Genomic DNA, 25472 nt, shown 5'->3' with positions numbered 1-25472 from the left:
CTGAAGCGGGGAGGGGCGGGGCACTAAGCCGCCCCGGACAGCAACACGGGCAGTTCCCACGCCCGATGCTGCACCGGCTCGCCCAGATGTTTTTCCACCTGCACCAAGGCGGTCTGTGCGCTGGGTCCCTGCGTCAGCCGTGAGGTCCCGATGTCCGCGGTCAGTGCATTCGGATTGCCATGCCTGTCCAGGTTGCCGTCGGGATCCGACCAGGCGCCCGTCGCCATGATCACCACCCCGCGCGACAGCCCGTCGTCCAGCACCGCGCCCGCCAGACATGCGCCACGGTCGTTGAACACCCGCAGCACATCGCCTTCGCCGATGCCGCGCTCGGCGGCATCCAGCGGATGGATCGCAATGGGCTCATGGCCGGACACTTTGCCGGCGCGCGACAGGCTGGCGGGATCCAACTGGCTGTGCAGCCGCGTGCGCGGCTGATTGGTCAGCAGATGCAGCGGCCATTGTTCTGCCGCAGGCGCGCCCAGCCATTCCGTCGGCGCCAGCCAGGCTGGATAGCCGGGGCAATCGTCATAGCCGTAACCGGCCACCGCTTCGGAATACAGCTCGATCCGTCCAGACTTCGTGTACAGCGGGTTGGCCGCCGGATCCTGCCGAAAGCGCTCGAACAGCACATACGGCGTTTCGGGCGGGGGCACCTCGGCATGACCGTGTGCCCAGAAGGTGTCAAAGTCAGGCAGTTCCACGCCCCGCGCCTGACATCCCGCGCGCATGCCGTCATAAACATGCCGGCACCAGCCGGCCACATCGCGCCCCACGGTGAAGGCCTCGCCAAACCCGGCGCGCCGCGCGAGTTCCGCGAAGATATCGAAATCGTTGCGCGCCTCGCCCTGCGGCTCCACGGCGCGATGCATGGCGAACACGTAAGGATCACGCGACGACCCGCCCACGTCTTCGCGCTCCAGCGCTGTCGTGGCGGGCAGCACGATGTCCGCGCGCCGGGCCAGCGGTGTCCAGAAGGACTCGTGCACGATCACCGTTTCGGGCTTGCTCCAGGCCTGCCGCAGGCGATTCTGATCTTGATGGTGATGAAACGGATTGCCGCCGGCCCAGTAGATCAGCTTCACGTCCGGGTAGACATGCCGCCCGCCGTTGAACTCGTACTCCGTGCCCGGCGCCAGCAGCATGTCGGCGATGCGCGCGACGGGAATCGCCAGGCCCGAGGGATTCCTGGGCACCGGAATCTCCGGCCCCGGGACCTGACGGCGCGGCTGACCGATACCGTTCAACGAGGCATGCCCAAAGGCAAAGCCGCCGCCAGGCATGCCGATCTGGCCCAGCATGGCCGCCAGCCCGATCACCGCCCAATACGGCTGCTCGCCATGCTGCGCGCGCTGCAAGGCCCAGGCGGCCGTCAACAGGCTGCGCTGCTGCGCGGCCTCGCGCGCCAGCGCCGCAATGCGTTCTGCCGGAATGCCGGTAATGGCCGCGGCCCAAGCGGCATCCTTGGGCTGGCCATCGGTATCGCCGCGCAAGTACGCGGCCCAGCGCTCGAACCCGGTGCAATGGCTGGTCAGAAATGCCGTGTCGTGAAGGTTCTCGGTCAGCAGGGTGTGCGCCATGCCCAGCATCAACGCCGTGTCGGTGTTGGGCCGTATCGGCAGCCACTCGGCGGCCATCTCGGCGGGAATGTCGGCCCGGGTCGGGCTGATCACCACCAGTTTGATGCCGCGGCGCTGGGCCTCGCCCAACCAGCCCGGCAGGTTGTGCAGGCCTGCGCCGCCTGAAGTCACCTGGCTGTTCTTGACCGGAATGCCGCCAAAGGCGATCAGCACCCGGGTGTGTTCGAGCACGCTGTCCCAATCGGTCACGTCGCCGCTGACGGGCGAGGTGGTGCCGATGACATACGGCAGCAGAAACTGCGCCGCGCCCCAGCTGTAGTTGCCGATCTGGTCAACGCAGCCGCCGCCCAGAAACAGGAACCGCCGGATCAGGCTGCGCGCATGGTGGACCCGCCCGGCCGAGGACCAGCCATACGAGCCGCCAAACACCCCGGCCGCACCATGCTTGGCGCGCACGCGCGCCAGCTCGCCCGACACGAGGTCGAGCGCGCGGTCCCAGGAGATTTCGATGTAGTCGTCGCCCTCGCGATCACGGCGGCCTTCAAGCCAGCCGCGCCGCACCGCCGGACGGCGCACGCGCAGCGGCGAATGCACCATCTCGGGAATGGAATCCAGCATGGGCGAGGGCGCCGGATCCGGCCCAAAGGGCTCGCAGCCGACCAGGCGGCCGGCTTCGGTGATTGCCGTGAAGGCGCCCCAATGCGCGAGCGAGGGGTGACGCGTACGTGCCATGCGGAAAACTCAGAGTGCGGTTCGACGAAATCATACGGCAACGCCAGCGCGCAATCCGAGTTTTGGGAGCAACGAGATCAGCAACGGCCGACGTTCAAGTCTGAAATCACGTTGTTGAAATCCTGGCGCAGGCTGTTGGCGTCGTTCTCGATCGTGGGACGCATCATCTTGAATGCACCAGTGCGCGCCGCGTCTTCCTTGTAGCGGCCATTGTCGGTGTGCTCCAGGATCTTGCGGCCCGAGGCCAGGAAGCTGTTGACGTTCATCATCATGCCGCTGCAGCCCTTGGGGTCGGCTTCACGTGTCTTCTTGTCAAAGCCCAGCGCCATTTCATTCATCTTGTCCAACTGCTGCTTGAATGCTTCCTGGTCGGCGCCCAGGCCCTTGCCGTCGAACACGCCCGACGCCTTGTCCATCGTGGCCTTGCCGTAATAGACCATGCCGGCACGGTAGTAGGCGACCGTGTCCTTCTTGGCCTTCTCGAACGCTTCCTTGGTGTTGGCTGTGTCCTTGACGGAGATGCCGCGGTAGAAGCCGTCTTCCGCCTTGACGACTTCCGTCAGCGCTGCCACGTAGGCGGGGCTTTTCTCGCGTGCCAATGCGCCGTTGTCCGACAGGAAGGTCTTGGCGGCCGAATAGTTCTGCAGTTCGTTGCTCAGCGGCGCGAGTTTGCCCAGCGCGTCCGAGAACGCCTTGGCCGGTGCGTCGATCTCGGCGATGGGCGTGGGCATCGCCAGCGCACGGTCGAGTTTCTCTTTGGTGCGCAGGATGGTCGTGTCATTGCTGATGACGAAATCCTTGAGCGGCTTGCTGCTCTTGATCGCGGGGACAGCATAGGCCTCGTAGCGCTCGAGCGCCTGCGCGAACGTCGTGGAGATGCTGTTGGCCGTATCCACGTATTGGTTGTACTTGATGATTTCTGCCTGAGCGGTGCTGGCTTCGGGTGCTTTCGCTTCCGGCTTGGCGCTATCGTCGCCGCACGCGGCGAGCGCCAGCGCGACGAGCAGAGCGGCGGACAGGCGCGAAGGGCGCGGCATATACATCTTTGTTTCCTGTGACGGGTTGCTATGAAGGGGACGCATGATATGCCCATCATTTGCTTAACACGCTACAAAGTCATTCAACCCTGTCACAAGAATTTTCAAGTCCTACATCACCTTCACCGCCCGCCCGATGAACTGGATCGGTCCGGTCGGCTTGCCGGTGGGCGACCCGGTGGCCGGCTCCAGCGTCAGCTCAAACAACTGGTTCGGCTCCAGCGGAGGCAGCTTGTCCAGCGCGATGCGCACGGGCTCTCCGGGTTTGATCAGGCCCAGCGAGACCGGTCCGGCCCAGTCGTCGGCCTTGGTCCAGAATTCCAGCGCACGATCGGCCGGGACCTGCATGGCCGCGATCGGTACCAGTTGCACCTCGCGCTGACCGGCACTGGCCTGCACGACCCAGCCCGGCGTTTGCGACTGTGGCGCGACCAGCACCACCATGTACTGCACGGGACCCGGTGCTGGCGCGGGCCGCAGCGCGAGCGTGCCGGCCAGCACCAGGGCGGCGGCCAGACCGCTCGCGGCCGCGCCGCGCCAGAAGAACAGGCTGTCCCACCAGCCCGGGCGAGCCGGCTGCGCGGCTTGGCGGGCCGCGCTCTGGCGATCCAGCGTTTTCGCGATGCGAGGCCACAGGCCGGGCGATGGTTCCACCGGCGCGGCCAGGCTGCTGAGCGGCAGCAGGCGTTCTTCCCAGCGGTCGACGGCGGCGCGCAGCGCGGCATCATGCGGCAGGCGGGCGTTGACCTCGCGCCGGCGCGCAGCGGACAAGGTGCCCAGCACGTATTCGCCGGCCAGTTCGTCCAGGTTGTCGGGGGTAGGGGACGGGGCGCTCATGCCAGGCATTCCTTCAGCGCTTTCAGGCTGCGCTTGATCCAGGCTTTGACGGTGCCCAGCGGTGCGCCCAGGCGCTGCGCGATCTCACTGTGGGACAGGCCTTCCACATAGGCATGCAGCACGCAGTTGCGGCGCACGGGTTCCAGTTGTTCGAGGCACGGGCCGATGCGGCCGGCGCTGTCGCGCCAGTCGAACGCGTCGCGCGTGTCGTGCCAGGCGTCGATCGCGTCGCGGGCATCGAGCGCGGCGGCGGTGTCGTCGTCGACGGCGGTTTCGTGGCGGCCGTCCCGTACGGCGTTCAGCGCCAGGTTGCGCACGACGCTGTAGAGCCAGCCGCGGGCCGAGCCGCGCGTGGCGTCGAAGCTGCCGGCACGGTGCCAGATATTGACGAAGGCGTCGTGCACGATGTCTTCGGCCCGGGCGCGGTCGCGCACGATGCGCTGCGCGACGCCCAGCAGCCGGGGGCCTTCGTGGCGGTACAGGGCTTCCAGCGCCGCGCGGCTTCCCCCGGCGCACTGCTCGAGGGCTGCGGTGTAATCGAAATCCGGATCGGGTCGGTTCGGCATGCGCGCAGAGCAGGAAGGGGTGGGCGCGGACCAGGCTGGCAAGCCCGGGGCGGCGGCGTATCCGGGCATGTTACCGGACTCCCGCCGCCACCGCGGCCCGCCCGGTGTCAGTTCGCCTTCCAGAAGAGGTAGTCGGCCTGGTACGACACCTGGCTGCGTTCGCCGGCCTTGGTGCAAGGCTTCTGCGGCGCCACGCCGCCCTTGAGCGCCGTGCGCTGGATGTACGTGACGCCGGTCAGGGCGCCGGCGCCCATGGCGGGATTGGCCTTGACCAGTTGATAGGGCAGGTTGCCCGCGCCGGCCGGCGCCACGGCGACCTGCGTGCCGGTCAGCTTGGAGCCGTCCGCGGCTTCCCAGGTGGCGGGCGGGCCGTAGTAGGTGCCTACCTGCTTGCCCTGGCGGTCTTTCAGCACCGCCTTCGGACCGGCGAAGACCCATTCCATCTGGTCCTTGGCGTCGGCCTTGGCGCGGCATTCATAGGTGATGTCGCCCGTGCCCACGGTTTCCCAGGCCACTTTGTGGCCGGCGGGTACCTGAACAGAAGCGGGCAGGGCGTCTTGCGAGGCGGCCAGAGCCGGAGAAGCTTGCAACATGCCGCAAGCGGCCAGCAGGGCGGCCGCGAAAAGGCCGTTGGCGGGGGTGTGGCGAATCATCATGAGCGGTCTCCTGCGCAACAAAACGCTGCGGATACGGCGCACGGAATGTGCGCCGTTGCAGGTACTACACGCGGGAGCCGCGATCGGATGCAGGCTGCGGGAAATATTTTGCGGCTCGGACTTGCCTGTATCATCCGCTGCAAGACATCCGTCCTCCGAGCGGCATATTTCTGTCGCGCGGCCTGATAGCAGTGACCCCGGATATCCGCCATGCCCGATCCGCTTCGTCTGCAGGCTTTGATACAGGAATGCGCTCGCGGCCAGGAGTCCGCGCTGGCGGAACTCTATCGTCAGACTTCCCCGCATCTGTTTGCCCTCGCGGTACGTATATTGCGGCGAAGCGACTGGGCGGAGGAAGTCCTCCAGGACAGCTTCATCAATATCTGGCGCAACGCCGCCCGCTATTCATCGGAGCAGAGCCAAGTCATGACCTGGATGACGCGCATCGTGCGCAACCGCTGCATCGACCTGCTCCGCCGGCCGGACCTGGAACGCCCCGACGCGGACGGCGCATTGACGCAAGCCTGGGCCGATGACGCGCCCGGCCCGTTCGAACGCTTGCAACGCGACCAGGACGGCCAGCGCCTGGCGGACTGCCTGAAACAGCTCGAAGGGCAGCAACGCGCCGCCATCGCGCTGTCCTTTTTTGACGACCTCAGTCACAGCGAGATCGCCCGCCGCCTGCAGGCCCCGCTGGGCACGATCAAGAGCTGGGTGCGGCGCGGCATGGACCGGCTCAAGAGGTGTCTGTCATGAACTACACCAATCCTCAACTGCGCGAGCGGCTTGCCGCGGATTACGTGGCCGGCGCCATGCGCGGGGGCGCGCGCCGCCGCTTCGAGGGCTTGATGGCCGCCGACGCCAACCTGCGCCGCCAGGTGCGCGAGTGGGAGAACGACATCTACCCCCTGTTATGGTCGCTGCCGGCCCGGGTGCCGCCGCGCCGCGTGTGGCGCGCCATCGAGTCGCGCCTGAAGCCTGGTGGCGGGCGCGGCTGGCAGGGCCTGGCATTTTGGCGGGTGGTGAGCGGCGCGCTGGCGGCCATGCTGGTGGCAGGGGTGGTGATCTACCCGATGCAGGTTGACCGCGCCGCGCGCACGCAACTGATGGCGGTGCTGCAAAGCCCCGAGGCACAGGCCATGCTGGTGGTGCGCGCCGACGAGCGCGGCGGCCTGCACGTGCACGCGTTGCAGGATCTGGCCTCGCGCGCCGACGGCAAGGCGCTGGAGCTCTGGGTGATTCCGCCGGGACAGGCGCCGATATCCGTCGGGGTGGTGGCGCCCGAAGGCTTGACGGCGTTGCCGCCCCGCGCCCAAGGCCTGGAAGGGGGGCAGACCCTGGCCATCACGCTCGAACCGCCGGGCGGCTCGCCCTCGGGCAAGCCCACCGGACCGGTCATCATGAAGGGCGACGTGCTCAAGATCTGAGCCGCATCCAAATCGGGGCGGGCCGCGTATAGAGGGGTGTTCCGTTGCGGAGTGCCCCATGTCTTCCTGGATCGCCGCCTGCCCGCGCGGCCTGCTTGCCATCGTGGCCGTGGCTGTGCTGGCTCTGGGCCTGCTGTCCGCCTGTTCCCCGTTGACGCTGCTCAACGGCGCGGTGCCTGAGGGCGCCAGCGGCGTCACGGCGGGCATTGCTTACGGCGCATTGCCGCGTCAGCGCCTGGACGTCTACCGGCCACCCGGGGCGACGGGCGCGCCCGTGGTGGTTTTCTTCTACGGCGGTGGCTGGCGCAGCGGTGAACGCGCCGACTACCGGTTCGTAGGCGACGCGCTGGCGGCGCGCGGCATGGTGGCCGTGGTCGCCGACTACCGCCTCTATCCCGAAGCCGGCTTTCCCGCATTCCTGCATGATGCCGCCATGGCGGTCGCGTGGACCCAGCGCCATATCGGCGCCTATGGCGGAGACCCGGCGCGCGTATTCGTCGCTGGCCACAGCGCCGGCGGGTACATCGCGGCCATGCTGGCGCTGGACGGGCGCTGGCTAAGCGGCGCCGGATCCAGCCCGGCGACGCTTGCCGGCTGGATCGGGATGGCCGGCCCCTATGACTTCCTGCCCATCGTGGCGCGCGGTGTCCGACCGGTGTTCGGCTATCCGGACACGCCGGCCGACTCCCAACCCATACACCATGTCAGCAGCCACGCGCCACCCGGTCTGCTGCTGACAGGCACCGCTGACACGACGGTCGATCCGCGCCGCAACAGCGTCAGCCTGGCGCACGCCCTGCAGGATGCGGGCGCGTGTGCGCAGTTGGTGCAGTACCCCGATCTGGGCCACAAGCTGCTGGTGGGGGCGCTGTCGCGACCGCTGCGCTGGCGCGCACCGGTGCTCGACGACGTCAGCGCGTTCGTCGCTCGCCCCTGCGCGTCCTCATCGGGAAAGTAAGGGTATTCACTTACGCATCCGAGGCAGCGCCGCGCCCGTATATCCCCCTACGTTTCCCACAGGACAGCATGATGCGCTCCGTTCTTACCGGTTGGACCGCTTCGATTCGGCGCTGGGTCGATACGCAGGCGCAGGACGCGCCGCGGATCGACCTCGATCGCGTCGACCTTGATCGCATCGACTGGACCCGCGCCTTGCCTTTCGCCTTGCTGCACGCCGGCTGCCTGGGTGTGCTGTGGACCGGCGTGTCGCCGGTTGCGCTGGCGCTGGCGGGGGCGCTCTACGCGTTGCGCATGTTCGCCCTGACCGGCTTCTATCACCGCTACTTCTCGCATCGCACGTTCCGCACGTCGCGCGGCATGCAGTTGGTGTTCGCCGTGCTGGGGGCGTCGTGCGCGCAGCGCGGTCCGCTGTGGTGGGCGGCCCATCATCGCCACCACCATCGCCATGCCGACGATGCGCATGACCTGCATTCGCCGCGTCGCCATGGTTTCTGGTGGAGCCACATGGGCTGGTTCCTGACGCGCCGCGCCTTCGCCACCGACCTCACGCGCGTGCCGGACCTGCGCGGCTACACGGAACTGCGCTGGCTCGACCGCTTCGACGCGGCGGTGCCGCTGGCGCTGGCGTTGGGGTGCTACGGGCTGGGGGCGCTGTTGGCACGCGTGGCGCCCGGCCTGGGTACCGACGGGCCGCAGATGCTGGTGTGGGGCTTTTTCATCTCCACCGTGGTCCTGTTCCACGCCACCGTCACGATCAACTCGCTGGCGCACCGCTACGGCAAGCGGCGCTACGACACCGCAGACGACAGCCGCAACAACGCCTGGCTGGCGCTGCTGACGTTCGGCGAGGGCTGGCACAACAACCATCACTTCTATCCGGGGTCGGCGCGCCAGGGCTTTCGTGCGCGCGAGATCGATATCACCTGGTACGGCCTGCGCCTGCTGGCGGCGACCGGCCTCATCTGGGACCTCAAGGCGGTGCCGGCCTGGGCGCTGGCCGCCGCCAAGGAGTGAACATGCGCATCGCCATCATCGGTTCGGGCATCGCGGGGCTGGTCTGCGCCTGGAAGCTGGGCCGAGATCACGACGTGACGCTGTACGAGGCCAACGATTACCTGGGCGGGCATACGCATACGCACAGGGTCGAGCAGGGCGGCCGGCGCTATGCGGTGGACAGCGGATTCATCGTCCACAACCCGCTCAATTACCCGCATTTCACGGCATTGCTGGCAGAGCTGGACGTGGCGTCGCAGCCCACCACCATGAGCTTTTCGGTGCACAAGCAGGCGGACGATCTGGCCTATAACGCCGCCTCGCTGGACACGCTGTTCTGCCAGCGGCGCAACCTGCTGTCGCCGCGATTCCTGGGCATGGTGCGCGACCTGATGCGCTTTTACCGGGAGGCGCCCGCGCTGTTGCGCGCGCCGGAACCGGGTCCCACGCTGGGCGAGTACCTGGCGCAACACCGTTACGGTGAGGCGTTTCGCACCGATCATCTGATTCCGATGGCGTCCGCGCTGTGGTCGTCGCCGGCCTCGCGCATCCTGGAATTTCCTGCGCGATACCTGGTGCGGTTCATGGCGAACCACCAGATGCTGCGCGTCAGCGGCCGGCCGCAGTGGTGCGTGGTGCAGGGCGGATCGCGCCGCTATATCGACGCCATGCGCAGGCAATGGACCGTGCGCGAGCGGCTGAACTGCGCCGTGCGCGCCGTCAAACGCCTGCCGGGCGGTGTGCAGGTGATGACGCGCGATGGTCAGGAACAGCATGACGAAGTGATCTTCGCCTGCCACAGCGATCAGGCCCTGGCGCTGTTGGCCGATCCGTCGCCGCAGGAACGCGAAGTCCTGGGCGCCATCACCTACCAGGACAACGACGTGGTGTTGCATACGGACGCTCGCCTGTTGCCGCGCCAGCGCAAGGCCTGGGCCGCCTGGAACGCCTACGTGCCGGCCGAACCCGACGCGCCGTGTTCGGTCAGTTATTGCATGAACCTGCTGCAGGGCATCAGGTCGCCGCAGCCCTTCATCGTGACGCTGAATCGCAGCGATGCCATCGATCCGGGCAAGGTGTTGGCGCGCATGCGTTATCACCACCCCGTGTACACCCACGAATCCGTGGCCGCGCAGGCGCGCCGCACCGAGATATCCGGTCGCCGGCGCAGCTGGTACGCCGGCGCCTACTGGGGCTGGGGCTTTCATGAAGACGGCGTGGCCAGCGCGCTGGACGTGGTGCGCGGCATCCTGGAACAGCCGCGGGTGTGGGCGAGGGAGGCGGCATGAACGTGCAAAGCGCCGTCTACGAGGGCCGGGTGACGCATCGGCGCCACCATCCGCATCCGCATGGCTTCGGCTACCGCATGGCGCAGCTTTACCTGGACCTCGACGAGATCGACAGCGTGTTCCAGAACCGCTGGCTGTGGTCCGTGGAGCGGCCCAACCTGGCGCAATGGCGTCGGGCCGATTATCTCGACGCCGGCGAAGGCCTGCCGCTGGCGCAGGCGGTGCGGCAACGCCTGCGGGCGCAGCTGGGAGACGTGCCGGATGGGCCCATCCGCCTGCTGGCGCACCCCCGCTACGCCGGCTACGTCTTCAATCCCGTGAGCTTCTACTACTGCTTTGACGCCGACGGCCGGACGCTGGCGGCGATCGTGGCGGAGATCACCAATACGCCCTGGAAGCAGCGCCATTGCGTGGTGCTGCCGGCCGCCACCGCCGAGCGCGAGGGCGGCGCGCTGGCGTGGCGCTTCGACAAGCGCTTTCACGTGTCGCCCTTCATGCCCATGGACTGCGCGTACGACTGGCGTTTCAACCTGCCCGCAGACGACCTGCGGGTGCATATGCGCGTCAGTCGGGAGGGCGTGGCGCAGTTTGACGCACGCCTGGATCTTCAGCGCCGCGCCCTGGATGGCGCGGCGTTGGCGCGCCTGCTGTGGCGCTACCCGTTGATGACGCTGCAAGTCATCGGCGCCATTCATTGGCAGGCGCTGCGGCTGTGGATCAAGCGCAATCCCGTCTACGACCATCCTCGCACGCCCAACGGAGAACCGCGATGAAACCCATGACGCCCTCGGAACATGCCTCGGTCGCGGCCAGCCGCCGCGCCACGGCGCTAGACCGCCTGCTGCGCCAGCGCCTGTTTGCCAGCCTGGCGGCGCTGGATCACGGCCGGCTGCTGATCGAGGATTGCCTGGGCAGCGCCACGCTGGGCCGCGGCGAGCCGTGCGTGCGCCTGAGCGTCAGCGACCTGGGTTTCTACCGCCTGGTGGCCGCGCAAGGCAGCGTCGGCGCGGGCGAGGCTTACGGCGACGGTCTTTGGCGCTGCGATGACCTGGTCGGACTGGTGCGCCTGCTCGTGCGCAACCGCGACACGCTGGACGCCATGGAGTCGGGGCTGGCGCGGCTGGCCGGTTGGGCGCTGCGGCGCTGGCATGCCGGCAACCGCAACACCCGCGATGGCAGCCGCCGCAACATCGCTGCCCACTACGACCTGGGCAATCCGTTCTTCGCGCTGTTTTTATCCGACGACCTGATGTATTCGTCGGCGCTGTGGGCCGACGGCGATGACACGCTGGAGGCCGCGTCCCATCGCAAGCTGGAGACGATCTGCCGCAAGCTGGCACTGCGTTCCTCGGACCGCGTGGTGGAGATCGGCAGCGGCTGGGGCGGCTTAGCGATTCACGCGGCGCGTCATCACGGCTGCCATGTGACCACCGCCACGCTGTCGCGCGAGCAGCATGACCTGGCGGTCGATCGGGTGCGCGCCGCCGGCCTGCAGGATCGCGTCAGCGTCGTGCTGCGCGACTATCGTGACCTGCAGGGCCAGTACGACAAGGTGGTGTCAGTGGAAATGATCGAAGCCGTCGGCGCGAATTTCCTGGAGGCGTATTTCGCCAAGGTCGCCAGTCTGCTAAGCCCGCATGGCCGTGCGCTGATCCAGGCGATCACCATTGAAGACCACCGCTATGCGCAGGCGTTGGCGTCGGTCGATTTCATCAAGCGCCACATCTTTCCGGGCAGCTTCATTCCGTCCATCGACGCCATGCTGCGCGCCAAGACCCGCGCCTGCGATCTGGCGCTGGTGCACCTGGAGGACTTCGGCCTGTCGTATGCGCGCACGCTGCAGGTCTGGCGTGAGCGCTTCCTGGCGCGGCAGCCCCAAGTGCGGGCGCAAGGATTCGATGCGCGCTTCTGCCGGCTGTGGGAGTTCTACCTGGCCTACTGCGAAGGCGGCTTTCGCGAGCGCTCCATCGGTGTCGCGCATCTGCTGCTGACGCATCCGCAGGCGCGCGCCGAGGGCGCTCGCTGGGTGCGGGAGGCATCATGACGACCGGGCAGCAATGGTTCTGCATCGCGGCGGTCATGATCGCCGCCATGGCGCTGGCGTGGGACTGGCAGCGGCGCCGCGCCAACGCGGGCATCGTCGACGTGGTGTGGGCGCTGGGCATGGGCGCTGCCGCCTGGCTGATCGCCGCCACCGGCGAGGGCAGCCTTACCGCCAGGCTCGCCCTTGCGGTGATGGCGGGCGTCTGGTCGCTGCGGCTGGCGTGGCATCTGTGGCGCCGCGTGCGCGCCGGCGAAGACGGCCGTTATCGCGCCCTGCGCGAACACTGGCAGGGTCATCAGGGCAAGTTCTTCGGCCTGTTCATGTTCCAGGCAGGGCTGGTGATGCTGTTCTGCCTGCCCTTCCTGGCGGCGGGTGCGAGTCCGGCGCAAGGCTGGCCCGTGGCGCTGGGCCTGCTGATCTGGCTGGCCGCCCTGTCGGGCGAGGTGATTGCCGACCGCCAGCTCGACCGCTTCCGCGAGAACCCCAATCATCGTGGCCTGACTTGCCGCCGCGGCGTGTGGCGTTATTCGCGGCATCCAAACTATTTCTTCGAGTGGTGCCACTGGTTCGCGTACGTTGCCCTGGCGTGGGGATCACCGCTGGCGTGGATGGCCTGGCTGGGGCCGGTGCTGATGTATGTGTTTCTGCGCTGGATCAGCGGTATTCCGTTCACCGAGCAACAGGCGCTGCGCACGCGCGGCGACGACTATCGCGACTACCAACGCCGCACGCCGGCCTTCTTTCCCTGGTTCCCGAAATCCTGACGAGGCATGCCATGACGACCGCCATTCTGCACGACACTGCGTTGCCTGCCGACCGCCCCGCGCCCGGCCTGCTCGGCCTGGCCGAGCGAGGCCTGCTGCCCGATGCGTTGCTGCGCCTGGGCATGCGGCGCCTCTGCGCCGAACGTCTTGCGCAGGAATACGCAGGCGGCATCGAGGCGTGGACCGAGCGCGATCGCCAGCTCATCGCCGGCCTGCGCACCAGCGCCGTCGCCATCCATACCGACGCCGCAAACGCCCAGCACTACGAGCTGCCGGCCGCGTTCTTTCAGCTTTGCCTGGGCGCGCGCATGAAGTATTCGAGCTGCTATTACCCGACGGGTGATGAAACGCTGGACCAGGCCGAAACCGCCATGCTGCGCCTGTACGGCAAGCGCGCCGAGCTGGCCGACGGCCAGGACATCCTGGAGCTGGGTTGCGGCTGGGGGTCGTTGACGCTGTGGATGGCCGAACGCTATCCCAACGCGCGCATCACCGCCGTGTCGAACTCGGTTTCCCAGCGTCAGCACATCGAGGCGCGCTGCCGCGAGCGCGGCTGGTCGCACGTGCGCGTCGTGACTTGCGACGTCAATGTCCTGGCATTGCCCGCCGCCGCCTTCGACCGCTGCGTCTCGGTGGAAATGTTCGAGCACATGCGCAACTACCAGGACCTGATGGCGCGCATCGCGCAGTGGCTGCGGCCCGGCGGCAAGCTGTTCGTGCACATCTTCGCGCACCGCGAACGCGCCTATCCGTTTGAGACGGACGGCGCCGGCAACTGGATGGGACGGCACTTCTTCACCGGCGGCATCATGCCGTCGGCCCAGACGTTGCTGCACTTTCAGCAAGACCTCGCGCTTGAGGAGCGCTGGTTTCTTGACGGCACCCATTACGCGCGCACCGCCAATCACTGGCTCGCCAACCAGGATGCCCGCCGGGAAGCGGCGCGGGAGGCGTTGGCAGAAGCTTACGGCGCGCCGTTGGCCGGTTTGTGGCACCAGCGCTGGCGCATGTTCTGGATGGCATGCGCCGAGCTCTTCGGCTACGACGAGGGCCAGCAGTGGGGCGTCGCGCACTACCGCTACACGCGGCCTTAAGGAGAACCATCATGTTGCGAACCTTGTGCATCGGCGTGACGGCCCTGCTGGCCGGTTGCGCGTCGCCGCCGCCCATGCCGCCGGTGGCCCACGTGGACCTGGACCGTTTCATGGGCGACTGGTTTGTGATCGCGCACATCCCCAGTTGGCCCGAGCGCAATGCCTACGACGCGGTGGAAGGCTACCGGCTGTTGCCGGACGGCCGGGTGCAGACCGATTTCCGCTACCGCGATGGCAGCTTCGAGGCGCCCATCGACACCATGCACCCGGTGGCCACCGTGCGGCCTGGCACCGGCAACGCGGTGTGGGGCATGCAGTTCATCTGGCCCATCAAGGCCGAGTACGTCATCGCCTATCTGGACGAGTCGTACGAGACCACCATCATTGGCCGTTCCAAGCGCGATTACGTCTGGATCATGGCAAGGACGCCGTGCCTGGACGACGCCGTCTACGCCGATCTGCTGAGCAGGGTGACGGCTTTGGGTTACACGGAAGCGCCGCGCAAGGTGCCGCAACGCTGCGGGTGACGATGACCGGCGTGGTGTGAAAACGTCATTGCGCGGCCCCGAAAGCACCGTTGCAAAAATACCCGGTCCGTCCGTTGCACCGCGTGCTAAAAACGCCGAGAGCAGAATTAATCAGAAAACTTATGCGGCCCGTTGTTACGGAGCCCGCATGCGAGGGGTTGAAGATGAAGAAGCTGACGCGCCCGGCGGACTGGCTGGAGATGCTTTCGGTCACTGCTGTCGGGCTGGCGGTGGCGCAGCCCGCGGCCGCTGCGCTGAGTTGTCCGGGCGTCGACACCAACCCCTCCAATTCCACCACTTGCACCATTTCGTCCAGCCAGGGCGGGGCGGGCGCGCAGGTCTACGTGGTCAATACCGCCAGCGCCGGCTCCGGCGACAACGTCGGGGGCTATGGCGGCAACTACACGGTGGTCAACGACGGCGCCGTGCTGCAACCCAGCGCCCCGCAGGGCGGCATCTTCGTTCGCCTGACGGGGGGCATGGGGTCCAGCGATACCAGCAATAATGCGACGAATGGCGGTAACGGCGGCACCATCACCATCAACAACAACGGCGGGTCGATCACGGTGCAGAATTCGCCGACGTCCAGCGCCCAGGGCAGCGGCCCGGGCATCTGGGCGGATTCGGGCGCGCAGTTCGGAATCTATGGCGCCTCGGTCGGCGGCATCGGCGCCAATGCCAATGTCACGACGGTGGGCGGGGGCAACGGCGGCAAGGGCGGCGCAGGCTCTGCCGTAGCGATCACGAACAGCGGCAACGTCAGCGTCTCGAATCTGCCATATGGCGGCGTGGGCCTCTATGGCGCCAGCGTGGGTGCGCTGGGCGGGGACCAGGACAGTGCGGGGTCGGGCGACCAGTTCGGCGGCGGTGGCGGTGACAGCAATATCGTCAATATCTCAAACTCCGCCACAGTCTCGGTCAGCGGCAGCGCGGGACGCTATGCGTGGGGTATCGGCGCCGAATCCATCGGCGGCAACGGCGGGCACGATAACGGCAATGGCGCCAACGCGGGCGGGGCCAATTCCTCAAACCCGACGATCATCACCAATAGCGGCAGCGTATCCGTGAATGTCAATGGATCGGCCGTGGGCAGCGTGCGTGGCCTGTATGTGCTGAGCCAGGGCGGCAACGGCATCACGTCCGAGGACGGCAGCGACAACGGCGGGACCGGCGGCCAGTTCGGCGCGTTGACCGTCGTGAACAACGGACAGGTATCCGTGGCGAGCTCGTCGACGGTGCAACCCACGAGCCTGTCGCAAGTGTCCGGCGGCATCGTTGTCATCGGGCTCGGCGGCAATGGCGGCATGGGCCCGCAGACGGTCTCCAACACCAGTGGCGAGGTTGGCGGATACGGCGGCGGCAACGGCGGCAGTACGACTGCCGTCACGCTGAACAGCGGGTCGTCGATCACGACCTCCGGCAATTACATCCCCGGTGTCAGCGTCATCACGCAGGGCGGCAACGGCGGCGCGGGCCGCGAGGACAGCAACGGCGCGGTGGGCGGCAATGGCGGCATGGTGAGCATCGTCATGAACGGCAATGCCAGCATCAGCACCAATGGCTTGCAGTCCACCGGCATCTCGGCCAGCAGCCTGGGCGGCGCGGGCGGCGGTGTCCAGACCAGCAGCGGCATCATCGACTTCACCCCTGAAAATGCCGGCAGCGGCGGCGCGGGCGGCGCAGTCACGGTCACGACTACCGGCGGCACGATCCAGACGTTGAATGATTACTCCATCGGCATTCTTGGCCAGTCGATGGGCGGCGTGGGTGGCACTACCACCGCCAACTTCGAACTGTTCGGCAACGCGGGCACGGACGCAGGCATCGGCGGGGCCAGCGGCTCGGTCACGATCAACAGCCAGTCGACGATCTCGACCACCGGACAGTCCTCGCACGGGATTTCGGCGCAGGCCATCGGCGGCGGCGGCGGAACCGCGGGCGTCAGCAGCGGCATCGTCGCATTGGGCGGCGCGGGCGGCACGGCGGTGTCCGGCGGCACGGTCAATGTCAGCCAGTCTGGTGCGCTGAGCACCAGCGGGGCGGGGTCGATCGGGATTCTGGGCCAGTCCGTCGGGGGCGGTGGCGGGGACGGCGGCGCGGCAAGCGGATTGGCTGTCATCGGCGGCCAGGGCGGCGGCGGCGGCAACGGCGGCGCGTCCACGGTGGGTCTGAATGGCTACACCTTGAACACGAGCGGCGACCATGCGTACGGCATCGTGTCGCAGTCCATCGGCGGCGGCGGCGGGACCGGTGGCGCCGCGTCTTCATACGACGCCAGCGTCGGGTTTGCCATGTCGGTCGCGGTGGGGGGCACCGGTGGCAACGGGGGCGCGGGCGGTACCGCGGCGGGCAATGTTTCCAATGCAAGCCTGACGACCGGATCGTCGGGCACCGCCAATGGCGACGCGCACGGCGTGGTCGTGCAGTCCATCGGCGGCGGCGGGGGGGCTGGCGGCGCATCGGTGGCTAAGGCCTTGGCGATCGCCGTGCCGGACGAGGACGCGTCGTTCGGCGTCGCAGTGACGTTCGCCATGGGCGGGTCCGGGGCCAGCGGCGGCGCGGGCGGCACGGCCTCATCGGCCATCAACAACTCGATCCTGACGACCTACGGCGCCAATTCGCAGGGCGTGCTGGTGCAATCCATCGGTGGGGGCGGCGGCTTGGGCGGCAGCGCCTCGGCGCTGTCGACGGTCGTCGGCACGGGCGACTCCGTGGGCGGCACCGTGCAGTCGACGGTGGGCGGCAGCGGCGGGTCCGGCAGCTACGGCGGCAACGCCACGCTCAGTCTGGCGGGCAGCACGATCACCACGTGGGGCGATTCCGCGAATGCGTTGGTGGTGCAAAGCATCGGCGGCGGCGGAGGCTCGGGCGGCGTGGGTTCGGCCACAGGCCGCAGTCCCAATGTGGACGCCAACGTCTCCATCACGGCAAACGTGGGAGGCAACGGCGGCTCGGGCGGACAGGGCGGCACGGCGGCGCTTACCGTCGATCCGTCCAGCACAATCGTCACGCACGGCGACGGCGCGCGCGCCGTGCTGGTGCAGTCCATTGGCGGCGGCGGTGGGGCGTCGCAAGGCGGCCAGATCGGGGTGGCCGTCAACAGCGAAAGCGAAGACGGAAAGACCGACGTTACGGGCAACGTGTCGGTGGGTCGTGGCGGTTCGGGCGGCGGCTACGGTGGCTCGATCAACCTGAACAGCGACGGCAACGTCACCACCCATGGGGCGGATGCGGACGGGTTGCTGGTGCAGAGCATCGGCGGCTCGGGAGGCCTGGGCGGCGCGGTCGGCGGAACCAGCGAGAACAATTCGCCGGACGCGTTGGGCGATTCCGGCACGACGTATCAGTTCAACGTGTCGGTGGGCGGCAATGGGGGCGCGGGCGGCAATGGCGGCGCGATTGGAACCACTTCCAATGCCGCGAGCGTCGGCGCTTCGACGACTACGTTCGGCGACTACGCCGACGCCGCGGTGCTGCAATCCATCGGCGGCGGCGGCGGAGCGGGCGGCGCATCGACTGCGTCATCCAGCATCTCTTCGTCCAACGTGTCGATTTCCGTGGGCGGTTCGGGCGGAAGCGGCGGCGCGGGCAACAGCATCGTTGCCTTCCTGAACGGCAACGGCACCAACAGCTTCAACACGGCGGGTTATGGCGCCATGGGCATCGTCATGCAGTCCATCGGCGGCGGCGGCGGCATGGGCGCCACCGGATCGCCGTTGGCGCACGGCTCGCTGCGCGTCGGGGCCACGGGTGGCGTTGGCGGCGTGGGTGGCGGCATCACGGTGACCAGCGGCAGCTATGCCTCCATCCAGACCACCGGCGACAGTGCGCACGGACTGGTGTTGCAATCGATTGGCGGCGGCGGTGGCATTGCGATGGCCGGCAGCACGGCATCGGCCGCCAAGCCCGGCAGCCAGCAGTTCAGCCTGCATGCGGGCAGCAGCGGTCCCGGCGGAGCCGGTGGCTCAATCAATGCGTCCACCGGCCTGAACCTGAACACCTACGGTGATCGGGCCATTGGTGTCATCGCGCAATCGATTGGCGGCGGCGGGGGAATTGTTTCGTCAGGAACGGCGACGGGCGTGGGCACGACGGTGCTGGGCGGCGGCAATGCCAACAGCGGCGCGGTGAACGTAGACCTGCAATACACCCTGAATACGCACGGCGCGGGCGCGCACGGCGTCGTGGCGCAGTCCATCGCGGATGGCGGCGGCATCCTGGGCGACACGACGAAACTCATCACCACGAACTCGGCCGGGTTCCTGCCGACCGCGTTCAGTTCCGGTACTGCCGGCAACGTGTCGGTGTCCTACAGCGGACGGCTCTCGACCTCGGGCGCCAATTCCTACGGCATCATCGCGCAGTCGATCGGCGGCGGCGGCGGGCTGGCCGGCGGACCGCAGGGGGGCTTTGCCGGGTCGGTGGGCAGCAGCACGGGCTTTGCCGGCAGCGTGACCGTCAACCAGAGCGGGACGCTGAATGCGACGGGCTCGGATTCGACCGGCATCATGGCGCAGAGCCAGGGCGGACAAGGCGAACAGGCCATCACGGTCAACATCAACGGCAGCGTGACGGGCGGCACGAACAGCGGCAAAGGCGTGTGGATACTGGGCGGCCGCAACAGCGTCGTCAACGTCAATGCAGGCGGCTCACTCGGCGCCTTGTCGAACACGGCGTTGACGTTCAACGGCGATTCCTCAACGGCGGCGGGGTCCTTCCTGACCTTCAACGTCTACGGCACCGTCTCCGGCAATGTGTATTGCGGCAACACGGATTCCTACGACGCCTGCAACTACATCGTGCAGTCGGGCGGTGTGGTCAACCAAGCGGTGACCTACCAGGCCAACGTCGCCAACTCGGGGCTGATCGTGATCGGCTCGCCGGGCCAGTTCGAGGCCTTGACCGTCAGCGGCAATTTCAGCCAGTCCGCGGGCGGCGTGATGCGGGCCGATGTGGATTTCGACCAGATGCGCGCGTCGCAACTGGTGGTGCGGGGCAACGGCGACCTGAACGGCAAGGTCGACGTGCAGGCCGCCGCGCTCCTGCCGGATCGCGAATTGACGGTGCTGACGGTGCAGGGAGATTCCCAAGGCAGCGTGGATGCGGTGGACAGTCCGGTCTTCGATTACGCCACGCGCCAGGTCGGCCAGACCACGCGCATCCGCGTGGCGGCGGCGGACTTCAATGCGCCGTCGATGGGCCTGAAGTCGAACCAGCGGCAGGTCGCGGCTCAGCTTCAGCGCATCTGGGATGCCGGCGGCAATGCCGCGCTGGCGCCGCTGTTTGGGCAGTTGGACCAGACCTCGCGGCAGGGGGCGGGCGCCTATCGGGCCAGTGTGGCCAGCCTGTCGCCGGGCGTGACGGCGGCTCCGGCGGTGCAGTCGGCCGCCAACCTGGGGCAGTTCACCGGCGCGATGATGTCGTGCCCCACGTTCACCGGCGTCGATGCGTTGACGGGCGAGCAGAATTGCTTCTGGGGTCAGGTCACGGGCCGCTACACCAACCAGGACGGCAGCAAGGGCACGGCGGGCTTTGATTACGACACGGTGACCTATCAGTTCGGGGGCCAGCGTGAAGTCAGCCCGGGCTGGTTCGTTGGCGGCTCGATGGCCTACGAAAACAGCAAGGTGCGCGCTTCCGATGGCGGCGTGCGCGGCAACGGCGACAGCGGCTACGTCGGCGCGGTGGTCAAACGCGAAGCAGGCCAGTGGGTGTTCTCGGCAGCGGTGGGCGGCGGCTACGGCGGCTATCGCATGGACCGCAACATCGACATCGCGGGATACCAGGACACGCTGACCAGCCGTCCCGATGTCTATGGGTTCAACGCCCGTCTGCGCGCCGCGCGCACGTTTGCTTTCGACAAGATGTATGTGAAGCCCTACCTGGACTTCGATGCCAGCTATACCCGCATGCCGGGATACAAGGAGTCGGGCTCGAATCCGCTGGCCTTGTCGGTCGACAGCAGCGACCAGTTCATCCTGGGCCTGTCGCCGATGATCGAATTCGGCGGACGCGCCGAGCTGCCCAACGGCGCCATCCTGCGGCCCTTCGTGTATGCCGGTGTGTCGTTCCTGTCCAAGGACGATTGGACCTCGACCGCACGCCTGCGCGGCGCGCCGGCCGGCACGGGATCGTTCGACACGTCGCTGCCCATCGACAACGTCGTGGGCAAGGTGGGGGCGGGCCTGCATGTGGCGCGGGCGGGGGGCGTGGATTTCCGCCTGCAGTACGACGGACAGTTTTCGGAGCGGGTGCGCAGCAATAGCGGCACGTTGAAGGTCATGGTGCCGTTCTGATGGCGCTGGGCAAGCTTGCCGCGTGCCGCCGCTGTCCAAGCAGCACCCGTTGCAGCACGGTCAGATGTGGAAACTCGACCAGCATGCCGATGATCAACGCCGCGTAGACGAGCGGCTGGCCGGGTAGCGCGGCCATCGTGACGGCCAGCATCAAGGGCGCGTTGCGCGAGGCGATGCTCATCGTGAGCAGGGCGTGTTCGGGATAGGCCAGCCGTGCCAACCGGCCAATGCCTTCTCCAAGGACGAACGTCAGAACGAAGAAGATGAAGACCGCCAGCAGCAACCAGGCGAACACGGCCCGATGTTCAAGAATGACCGCGATGTGGCCCGCGAAAATCTCCATGACCAGCAGCGCGATCAGCCATGGAGTCAGGCGATCCACGCGATCCAGCAGACGTCCGAAGCGTTCGTTGCCCAGCACCGCGCGCAGGCCGTAGTGCGCCAGCACGGCGGCGGCGAAGGGAACCAGGAACCAGTTCAGCAGCGTGTCGCCGATGATGCCGGCCTCGACCTGGACGGCATTGCGCGTGAAGAGATGCAGGTAGACCGGATACAGCAGCAGCTGCACGACCATGTTGATGGGGATCAGCGCCGTGCCCAGCGCGACGTTGCCGCGGGCCAGGCGCGTGAAGCCCAGGAACCAGTCCGTGCAGGGCGCCATGAAGTAGATCATCAGGCCAACCATGAACAGCGGTTGGGACGGCAGCACGGCGGACGCGATCGCGTAGCCGATGGCAGGCACCAGCAGGTAGTTTGCCGCGAGAATCAGTGCCAGCACGCGCGCGTTGCCGCGCAACTGCGCGGCGGCCTCGAAGCGCACGCCGAAAAAGAGCAGTCCGACCAGCATCAGCAGCGTGCGGTCGACCTGCTCGCCCAGCGCGGCGCCCGCACCCGGCCACGCCTGGCCGATCAGCGAACCGGCGAGGATGCTGCCCACCAGCAGCACCGATATCCATGACGACCGGATGAGGGCCGGGAGCGCCTTCAGCATTCGCAGCCCTCGCAGCATTCGCTGTTGCCGAACGGACCCCAGGCGCCGCCGGGCATCTGCAGCGCGCTCGCGTCCCGATCCAGGCATTGCGCGATGCCCTGCGCAATCATGGCGAAGCGCTGGCGGAACTTGTAGATGAAGCAGTAGATGCGGTTGTCGTGGCGGACCTGCGGGCCGGCGAGGAACAGGCCCGGCGTGATCGTCGATTCGTCGGCCTCCGACAACAGCACGCGGCCGTCGGCGTCCCAGTCCCAGAGTTCGGCGATCTGCCGCGCGCCGCCGCCCTTGATGAATCCCGTGCCCAGGATCGGGGCCTGCGGTTCGTCCCAGTACCGGCCGTCGCCGGCATGGATGCGAAAACCGCCGCCTGCGTGCTGCGTCACGCCGATCACATCGACGCTGAAGACGATCTCCAGTCTGCCGGTGTCGACGGCCGCGTAGAGCCGCTGCCGGCTATAGGGGGAAAGCGACAGGCTGGGATCGTGCGGGGCTTGCGGGTCCCACGTCGATTTGCGTGCCAGCAGGCGGACCGTGCGGCCCAGCGCGACCAGATTGACTGCCGCGTCGATGCCGCTCTCGTAGCCGCCGATGACCGTGTAACGTTGCGCGTCGAAGGCCGACCAGTCCGCGACCTGGGCGTAGTGGGGGCACCACTGCGCACCGGGAAACGGCGCCAGATCGGGGAACTGGAATTCCCCGGTCGCCCAGATCAGAAAGCCCGCCTGCAGCTTGCCCTTGGGCGTATCGAGGATGAAGCCGCCGCCGGGCACGGCGCCCACGCCCTCGACCTTGCAATCGCCGGCGATCGGCAGCTCATGGCCCTTGGCGATGAACGACAGATAGTCGGCGTACTGGATGCCGCTGGGATGCTCGGCGCCGCTGTGGATGGCGGGCGAACTGGGCTCGTTGACGGCGTTCAGGTCGGCCAGTCCAAACGGATTGCTGTGAAAGGACGGCGTGATGAAGCGGGTCTGCGCCGGCCAGCGCCGGAACGATTCGCCCACGCGGCCGGCTTCCAGCACGCCAAACTTCAGCCCGGGGATCTTCTGCAGGGCCAAGGCCATGCCGATGCCGGCCGCGCCGGCGCCGACCACCGCGACATCCAGGCGATGCATTACGCGTTCCTGTTCTTGGCGCCGCCTTGGCGCGCCTTGAAGCGCGGGTTCGATTTGCAGATGACGTAGATCCGTCCGCGGCGGCGCACGACCTGGCAGTCGCGGTGGCGCGTCTTGGCATCCTTCAGGGAGGAAAGCACTTTCATGATGGGTTCCTTTTGAATAGGTAAGCGTTTCAACAGGGCGGGTTCATGGCGTCCGGGTCATTGCGCGTCGTGGTCCTGCTCGCGGGCCCACGCGACGGCGTCATGCGGGTGCAGGCTTTCCATGTGGCAGACATGGGTGCGCACGTGCGCGAAGCGGCCACGCAAGGCGGCCTGGATCCGGCGCGCGGCGTCTTCCACGAACATGAGGTTCTGTCCGTTCAAGGCGGCAAACGCCTGTTCGTCCGCCCGTTTGACGGCGGTCTGCACGGGTGTGCCCAACGCATCTTCGATCGTGTCGATCAACGCAAACAGATCCCACGTCTGCGCGTCCGGCGGCAACGTTGCCTGAACGCGGGCCTCGCTGCGCTGGCTGTGGGGCGTGGCAACGGTCGCATTCTGGCGTAGCCAGGCGGCCACGCGTTCGGGATCGATACTGTCCTGACTGCCGAAGGCGGTGAGAAAGGCTTGCTCGACCAATTGCCGCGCCAGCGCGGCCGAGCATGGGCAGGTGGATGAGTAGGCGACCTTGACCTGTATCTGCAGCTGATGCTGGCCGTTGCGCACCGAGGCGCGCACTTCGACGGGATAGGATTTCCAGCCCATGAGGCCCGCGGTCACCAGGGCAGGGCGGTGAGCCAGCAGGTCGAACGACAGCCGCACGCGCGCGCCGCGGGTCTCGCAGTCCCGATGGCTGGCGACCATGGCGTCCAGCACGCCGCGCAGCGCGTGCGGCGTGAGGTCGTGTGGGGCGTGCGGGTCGGCAAGGTGCTCCAGTTCCCGGTAAAGCCGTGACATGTGGATGCCCTTGACGTGGCGGGCCGGAAGGTCAACCTGGGCATCGGCCCGGGCATGCAGCGTGCGCCGATATCCGGGCTCGGCGAGCATGATGGGCAGATCGATGCCCTGCATGCCCACCCATTCCAAGGCGCTCAGGCTGGGGGAATGCTCGGTTGTCGAAACGTCGGGAAGTACGGTGTCCACAGTGATGCTCGAAATCGCGTTCTACATGTCTCCGCGGGTTGCGCGCGGGGATGCGTTGGGGGTGTCAGGGCCAGTCCGGAAATGGGTTGGGCAAGGTCTTCCAGGCTAGCGGGCCCTGCGCCATTTCCTCGGGTGTCAGCAAACAGGCGTCAAAGCGCGCACGCAGGGCCGCCTCGTCCATGTCCATGCCGATCAGCACGAGTTCCTGACGCGCATCGCCCACGCCTTCGTCCCAGTTCTTGCGGATGATCGCGACGTACTCGGGATCCTCGGGCCAACGCTCCGGCGGCATGGCAGCCCACCAGTAGCCCGCCGCGCCGTGGCGCGCGACCGCGCCCGCCTGCGACCACGAGCCGGCCATCTCGGGATGACTGGCCAGCCAGAAGTAGCCCTTGGAGCGCACGACGCCCGGCCACTCGCTTTCGACGAAGGCAAAGAAACGTTCGGGATGGAACGGGCGGCGTGCCCGGTAGACGAAACTGCGGATCCCGTATTCCTCGGTCTCCGGCGTGTGCTGGCCGCGCAGTTCCTGCAGCCAGCCTGGCGCTTTGGAGGCTTCGTCGAAATCGAACAGTCCCGTGTTCAGTACGCGGTCCAGCGGGACCTTGCCGAACTCGGTGATCTCGATGCGGGCGCGGGGATTGAACTTGCGCATGATGGCCATCAGGCGCTCACGTTCTTCGGTTGAGATCAGGTCCACCTTGTTCAGCAGGATGACGTCGCAGAATTCGATCTGGTCGATCAGCAGGTCGACCACGGTGCGCTCGTCTTCGTCGCCCATCGATTCGCCACGCGTCTGCAGGCTGTCCTGCGAACGGTAGTCGCGCAGGAAGTTGAAGGCGTCGACGACGGTGACCATCGTGTCCAGCCGGGCGACTTCCGCGAGGCTGCGTCCGTCCTCGCCTTCGAAGGTGAAGGTTTCGGCCACGGGCAAGGGTTCGGAGATGCCGGTCGATTCGATCACCAGCTGATCGAAGCGTCCTTCCTTGGCAAGCCGGTCCACTTCAACAAGAAGGTCTTCTCGCAGCGTGCAACAGATACAGCCGTTGCTCATTTCAACGAGCTTATCGTCGGTGCGCGACAGCTCGGCGCCGCCTTCGCGTACGAGGGATGCGTCGATGTTGACGTCGGACATGTCGTTGACGATCACGGCCACACGCCGGCCTTCGCGGTTGTTCAGGATGTGATTGAGCAAGGTCGTCTTGCCGGCGCCCAGAAAGCCCGACAGCACGGTGACGGGCAGTTTGGGTTGGGCGGTGTGGAGCGTGTCTGCTTTCATGGTGTCGGGAGCGGTTGTCGTCGGGCGGGTGCCGATATCGACGCTAAAATGCGATGTTATAACATATCAAAAAAGGCTGGCTTTTTTAGCAGTCGCGTTTGGCTTGCGTGCATGCATCGTCCGACTGCGCGTCAGACTGTCCCCGGTAAATCAGGTAC

General features: G+C 67.4%; 21 protein-coding genes. 11 read left to right on the top strand and 10 right to left on the bottom strand.

What is annotated here, in order from left to right; all coding sequences use genetic code 11:
* Positions 1-23: 23 nt before the first annotated feature.
* The 5 genes from CLM73_RS23610 to CLM73_RS23590 all read right to left on the bottom strand — a co-directional run bounded on the left by CLM73_RS23610 (position 24) and on the right by CLM73_RS23590 (position 5408).
* Entirely contained in the window at positions 24-2312 is a 2289-nt protein-coding gene (locus tag CLM73_RS23610) for a molybdopterin-dependent oxidoreductase (protein WP_105240491.1), read from the bottom strand.
* A 77-nt stretch (positions 2313-2389) separates the two neighbouring features.
* Positions 2390-3349 carry a DUF3829 domain-containing protein gene (locus CLM73_RS23605; RefSeq protein ID WP_234015728.1) on the bottom strand — a complete coding sequence of 320 codons (960 nt, stop codon included), beginning with the start codon at positions 3347-3349 and terminating at the stop codon, positions 2390-2392.
* A gap of 111 nt (positions 3350-3460) precedes the next feature.
* On the bottom strand, positions 3461-4186 hold the full coding sequence (locus CLM73_RS23600) for an anti-sigma factor (RefSeq protein WP_105240489.1): 726 nt from the start codon (positions 4184-4186) through the stop codon (positions 3461-3463).
* Positions 4183-4752 (bottom strand): sigma-70 family RNA polymerase sigma factor, encoded by a 570-nt coding sequence (locus CLM73_RS23595; RefSeq protein WP_105240488.1) that lies wholly within the window; start codon positions 4750-4752, stop codon positions 4183-4185. The genes CLM73_RS23600 and CLM73_RS23595 overlap by 4 nt, the downstream gene beginning before the upstream one ends.
* A 107-nt stretch (positions 4753-4859) precedes the next feature.
* A complete protein-coding gene (locus CLM73_RS23590; protein ID WP_105240487.1) occupies positions 4860-5408 on the bottom strand; it encodes a DUF3455 domain-containing protein in 549 nt (182 codons plus the stop codon).
* Positions 5409-5618: 210 nt separating this feature from the next.
* Here CLM73_RS23590 and CLM73_RS23585 point away from each other — a divergent pair, with 210 nt between their 5' ends.
* The 11 genes from CLM73_RS23585 (at position 5619) to CLM73_RS23535 (ending at position 20802) form a co-directional block, all read left to right on the top strand.
* Positions 5619-6164 carry an RNA polymerase sigma factor gene (locus tag CLM73_RS23585; protein ID WP_056558708.1) on the top strand — a complete coding sequence of 182 codons (546 nt, stop codon included), beginning with the start codon at positions 5619-5621 and terminating at the stop codon, positions 6162-6164.
* Positions 6161-6835 (top strand): anti-sigma factor, encoded by a 675-nt coding sequence (locus tag CLM73_RS23580; protein WP_105240486.1) that lies wholly within the window; start codon positions 6161-6163, stop codon positions 6833-6835. The genes CLM73_RS23585 and CLM73_RS23580 overlap by 4 nt, the downstream gene beginning before the upstream one ends.
* A gap of 58 nt (positions 6836-6893) precedes the next feature.
* Entirely contained in the window at positions 6894-7793 is a 900-nt protein-coding gene (locus tag CLM73_RS23575; protein WP_105240485.1) for an alpha/beta hydrolase, read from the top strand.
* A 68-nt stretch (positions 7794-7861) separates the two neighbouring features.
* On the top strand, positions 7862-8809 hold the full coding sequence (locus tag CLM73_RS23570; RefSeq protein ID WP_105240484.1) for an acyl-CoA desaturase: 948 nt from the start codon (positions 7862-7864) through the stop codon (positions 8807-8809).
* A gap of 2 nt (positions 8810-8811) precedes the next feature.
* A complete protein-coding gene (locus CLM73_RS23565) occupies positions 8812-10077 on the top strand; it encodes an NAD(P)/FAD-dependent oxidoreductase (RefSeq protein WP_105240483.1) in 1266 nt (421 codons plus the stop codon).
* The gene (locus tag CLM73_RS23560; protein WP_105240482.1) at positions 10074-10850 is read left to right on the top strand and encodes a DUF1365 domain-containing protein; all 777 of its coding nucleotides are present in this window, start codon (positions 10074-10076) and stop codon (positions 10848-10850) included. Before CLM73_RS23565 ends, CLM73_RS23560 begins: the two co-directional genes overlap by 4 nt.
* Positions 10847-12121, top strand: coding sequence for an SAM-dependent methyltransferase (locus CLM73_RS23555; protein ID WP_105240481.1), 1275 nt, complete (start codon positions 10847-10849; stop codon positions 12119-12121). Before CLM73_RS23560 ends, CLM73_RS23555 begins: the two co-directional genes overlap by 4 nt.
* A complete protein-coding gene (locus CLM73_RS23550) occupies positions 12118-12885 on the top strand; it encodes a DUF1295 domain-containing protein (RefSeq protein ID WP_105240480.1) in 768 nt (255 codons plus the stop codon). The genes CLM73_RS23555 and CLM73_RS23550 overlap by 4 nt, the downstream gene beginning before the upstream one ends.
* Positions 12886-12896: 11 nt before the next feature.
* Positions 12897-13979, top strand: a complete 1083-nt coding sequence (locus tag CLM73_RS23545; protein ID WP_105240479.1) for an SAM-dependent methyltransferase — start codon at positions 12897-12899, stop codon at positions 13977-13979.
* Between the two features lie 11 nt (positions 13980-13990).
* A complete protein-coding gene (locus tag CLM73_RS23540; protein WP_105240478.1) occupies positions 13991-14506 on the top strand; it encodes a lipocalin family protein in 516 nt (171 codons plus the stop codon).
* A 164-nt stretch (positions 14507-14670) separates the two neighbouring features.
* On the top strand, positions 14671-20802 hold the full coding sequence (locus tag CLM73_RS23535; protein WP_158685919.1) for an autotransporter outer membrane beta-barrel domain-containing protein: 6132 nt from the start codon (positions 14671-14673) through the stop codon (positions 20800-20802).
* Here the strand turns inward: CLM73_RS23535 and CLM73_RS23530 are convergent.
* The 5 genes from CLM73_RS23530 to zigA form a co-directional block, all read right to left on the bottom strand.
* Positions 20786-21793 carry an arsenic resistance protein gene (locus CLM73_RS23530; protein WP_105240476.1) on the bottom strand — a complete coding sequence of 336 codons (1008 nt, stop codon included), beginning with the start codon at positions 21791-21793 and terminating at the stop codon, positions 20786-20788. The genes CLM73_RS23535 and CLM73_RS23530 overlap by 17 nt on opposite strands.
* Positions 21787-22908 (bottom strand): NAD(P)/FAD-dependent oxidoreductase, encoded by a 1122-nt coding sequence (locus CLM73_RS23525; protein ID WP_105240475.1) that lies wholly within the window; start codon positions 22906-22908, stop codon positions 21787-21789. Before CLM73_RS23525 ends, CLM73_RS23530 begins: the two co-directional genes overlap by 7 nt.
* Positions 22908-23054: a type B 50S ribosomal protein L36 gene (ykgO, locus tag CLM73_RS23520; RefSeq protein WP_043548342.1), complete on the bottom strand. Its 147-nt coding sequence runs from the start codon at positions 23052-23054 to the stop codon at positions 22908-22910. Before ykgO ends, CLM73_RS23525 begins: the two co-directional genes overlap by 1 nt.
* Before the next feature lie 57 nt (positions 23055-23111).
* Positions 23112-24035, bottom strand: coding sequence for a GTP cyclohydrolase FolE2 (folE2, locus tag CLM73_RS23515; protein WP_105240474.1), 924 nt, complete (start codon positions 24033-24035; stop codon positions 23112-23114).
* A gap of 64 nt (positions 24036-24099) precedes the next feature.
* Entirely contained in the window at positions 24100-25314 is a 1215-nt protein-coding gene (zigA, locus tag CLM73_RS23510) for a zinc metallochaperone GTPase ZigA (protein ID WP_105240473.1), read from the bottom strand.
* Between the last annotated feature and the right edge of the window lie 158 nt (positions 25315-25472).

Source organism: Achromobacter spanius (assembly GCF_002966795.1).
Taxonomy (GTDB): Bacteria; Pseudomonadota; Gammaproteobacteria; order Burkholderiales; family Burkholderiaceae_B; genus Achromobacter; species Achromobacter spanius_D.
The sequence above is the reverse complement of the archived record's forward strand: the minus strand, read 5'-3'. Positions and strand labels throughout refer to the sequence as shown.

What these genes read in the sequence shown, in the direction of transcription:
- CLM73_RS23610 (WP_105240491.1), bottom strand. Translation starts at nt 2,312, where the DNA reads ATGGCACGTACGCGTCACCCCTCGCTCGCGCATTGGGGCGCCTTCACG.
- CLM73_RS23605 (WP_234015728.1), bottom strand. Translation starts at nt 3,349, where the DNA reads ATGCCGCGCCCTTCGCGCCTGTCCGCCGCTCTGCTCGTCGCGCTGGCG.
- CLM73_RS23600 (WP_105240489.1), bottom strand. Translation starts at nt 4,186, where the DNA reads ATGAGCGCCCCGTCCCCTACCCCCGACAACCTGGACGAACTGGCCGGC.
- CLM73_RS23595 (WP_105240488.1), bottom strand. Translation starts at nt 4,752, where the DNA reads ATGCCGAACCGACCCGATCCGGATTTCGATTACACCGCAGCCCTCGAG.
- CLM73_RS23590 (WP_105240487.1), bottom strand. Translation starts at nt 5,408, where the DNA reads ATGATGATTCGCCACACCCCCGCCAACGGCCTTTTCGCGGCCGCCCTG.
- CLM73_RS23585 (WP_056558708.1), top strand. Translation starts at nt 5,619, where the DNA reads ATGCCCGATCCGCTTCGTCTGCAGGCTTTGATACAGGAATGCGCTCGC.
- CLM73_RS23580 (WP_105240486.1), top strand. Translation starts at nt 6,161, where the DNA reads ATGAACTACACCAATCCTCAACTGCGCGAGCGGCTTGCCGCGGATTAC.
- CLM73_RS23575 (WP_105240485.1), top strand. Translation starts at nt 6,894, where the DNA reads ATGTCTTCCTGGATCGCCGCCTGCCCGCGCGGCCTGCTTGCCATCGTG.
- CLM73_RS23570 (WP_105240484.1), top strand. Translation starts at nt 7,862, where the DNA reads ATGATGCGCTCCGTTCTTACCGGTTGGACCGCTTCGATTCGGCGCTGG.
- CLM73_RS23565 (WP_105240483.1), top strand. Translation starts at nt 8,812, where the DNA reads ATGCGCATCGCCATCATCGGTTCGGGCATCGCGGGGCTGGTCTGCGCC.
- CLM73_RS23560 (WP_105240482.1), top strand. Translation starts at nt 10,074, where the DNA reads ATGAACGTGCAAAGCGCCGTCTACGAGGGCCGGGTGACGCATCGGCGC.
- CLM73_RS23555 (WP_105240481.1), top strand. Translation starts at nt 10,847, where the DNA reads ATGAAACCCATGACGCCCTCGGAACATGCCTCGGTCGCGGCCAGCCGC.
- CLM73_RS23550 (WP_105240480.1), top strand. Translation starts at nt 12,118, where the DNA reads ATGACGACCGGGCAGCAATGGTTCTGCATCGCGGCGGTCATGATCGCC.
- CLM73_RS23545 (WP_105240479.1), top strand. Translation starts at nt 12,897, where the DNA reads ATGACGACCGCCATTCTGCACGACACTGCGTTGCCTGCCGACCGCCCC.
- CLM73_RS23540 (WP_105240478.1), top strand. Translation starts at nt 13,991, where the DNA reads ATGTTGCGAACCTTGTGCATCGGCGTGACGGCCCTGCTGGCCGGTTGC.
- CLM73_RS23535 (WP_158685919.1), top strand. Translation starts at nt 14,671, where the DNA reads ATGAAGAAGCTGACGCGCCCGGCGGACTGGCTGGAGATGCTTTCGGTC.
- CLM73_RS23530 (WP_105240476.1), bottom strand. Translation starts at nt 21,793, where the DNA reads ATGCTGAAGGCGCTCCCGGCCCTCATCCGGTCGTCATGGATATCGGTG.
- CLM73_RS23525 (WP_105240475.1), bottom strand. Translation starts at nt 22,908, where the DNA reads ATGCATCGCCTGGATGTCGCGGTGGTCGGCGCCGGCGCGGCCGGCATC.
- ykgO (WP_043548342.1), bottom strand. Translation starts at nt 23,054, where the DNA reads ATGAAAGTGCTTTCCTCCCTGAAGGATGCCAAGACGCGCCACCGCGAC.
- zigA (WP_105240473.1), bottom strand. Translation starts at nt 25,314, where the DNA reads ATGAAAGCAGACACGCTCCACACCGCCCAACCCAAACTGCCCGTCACC.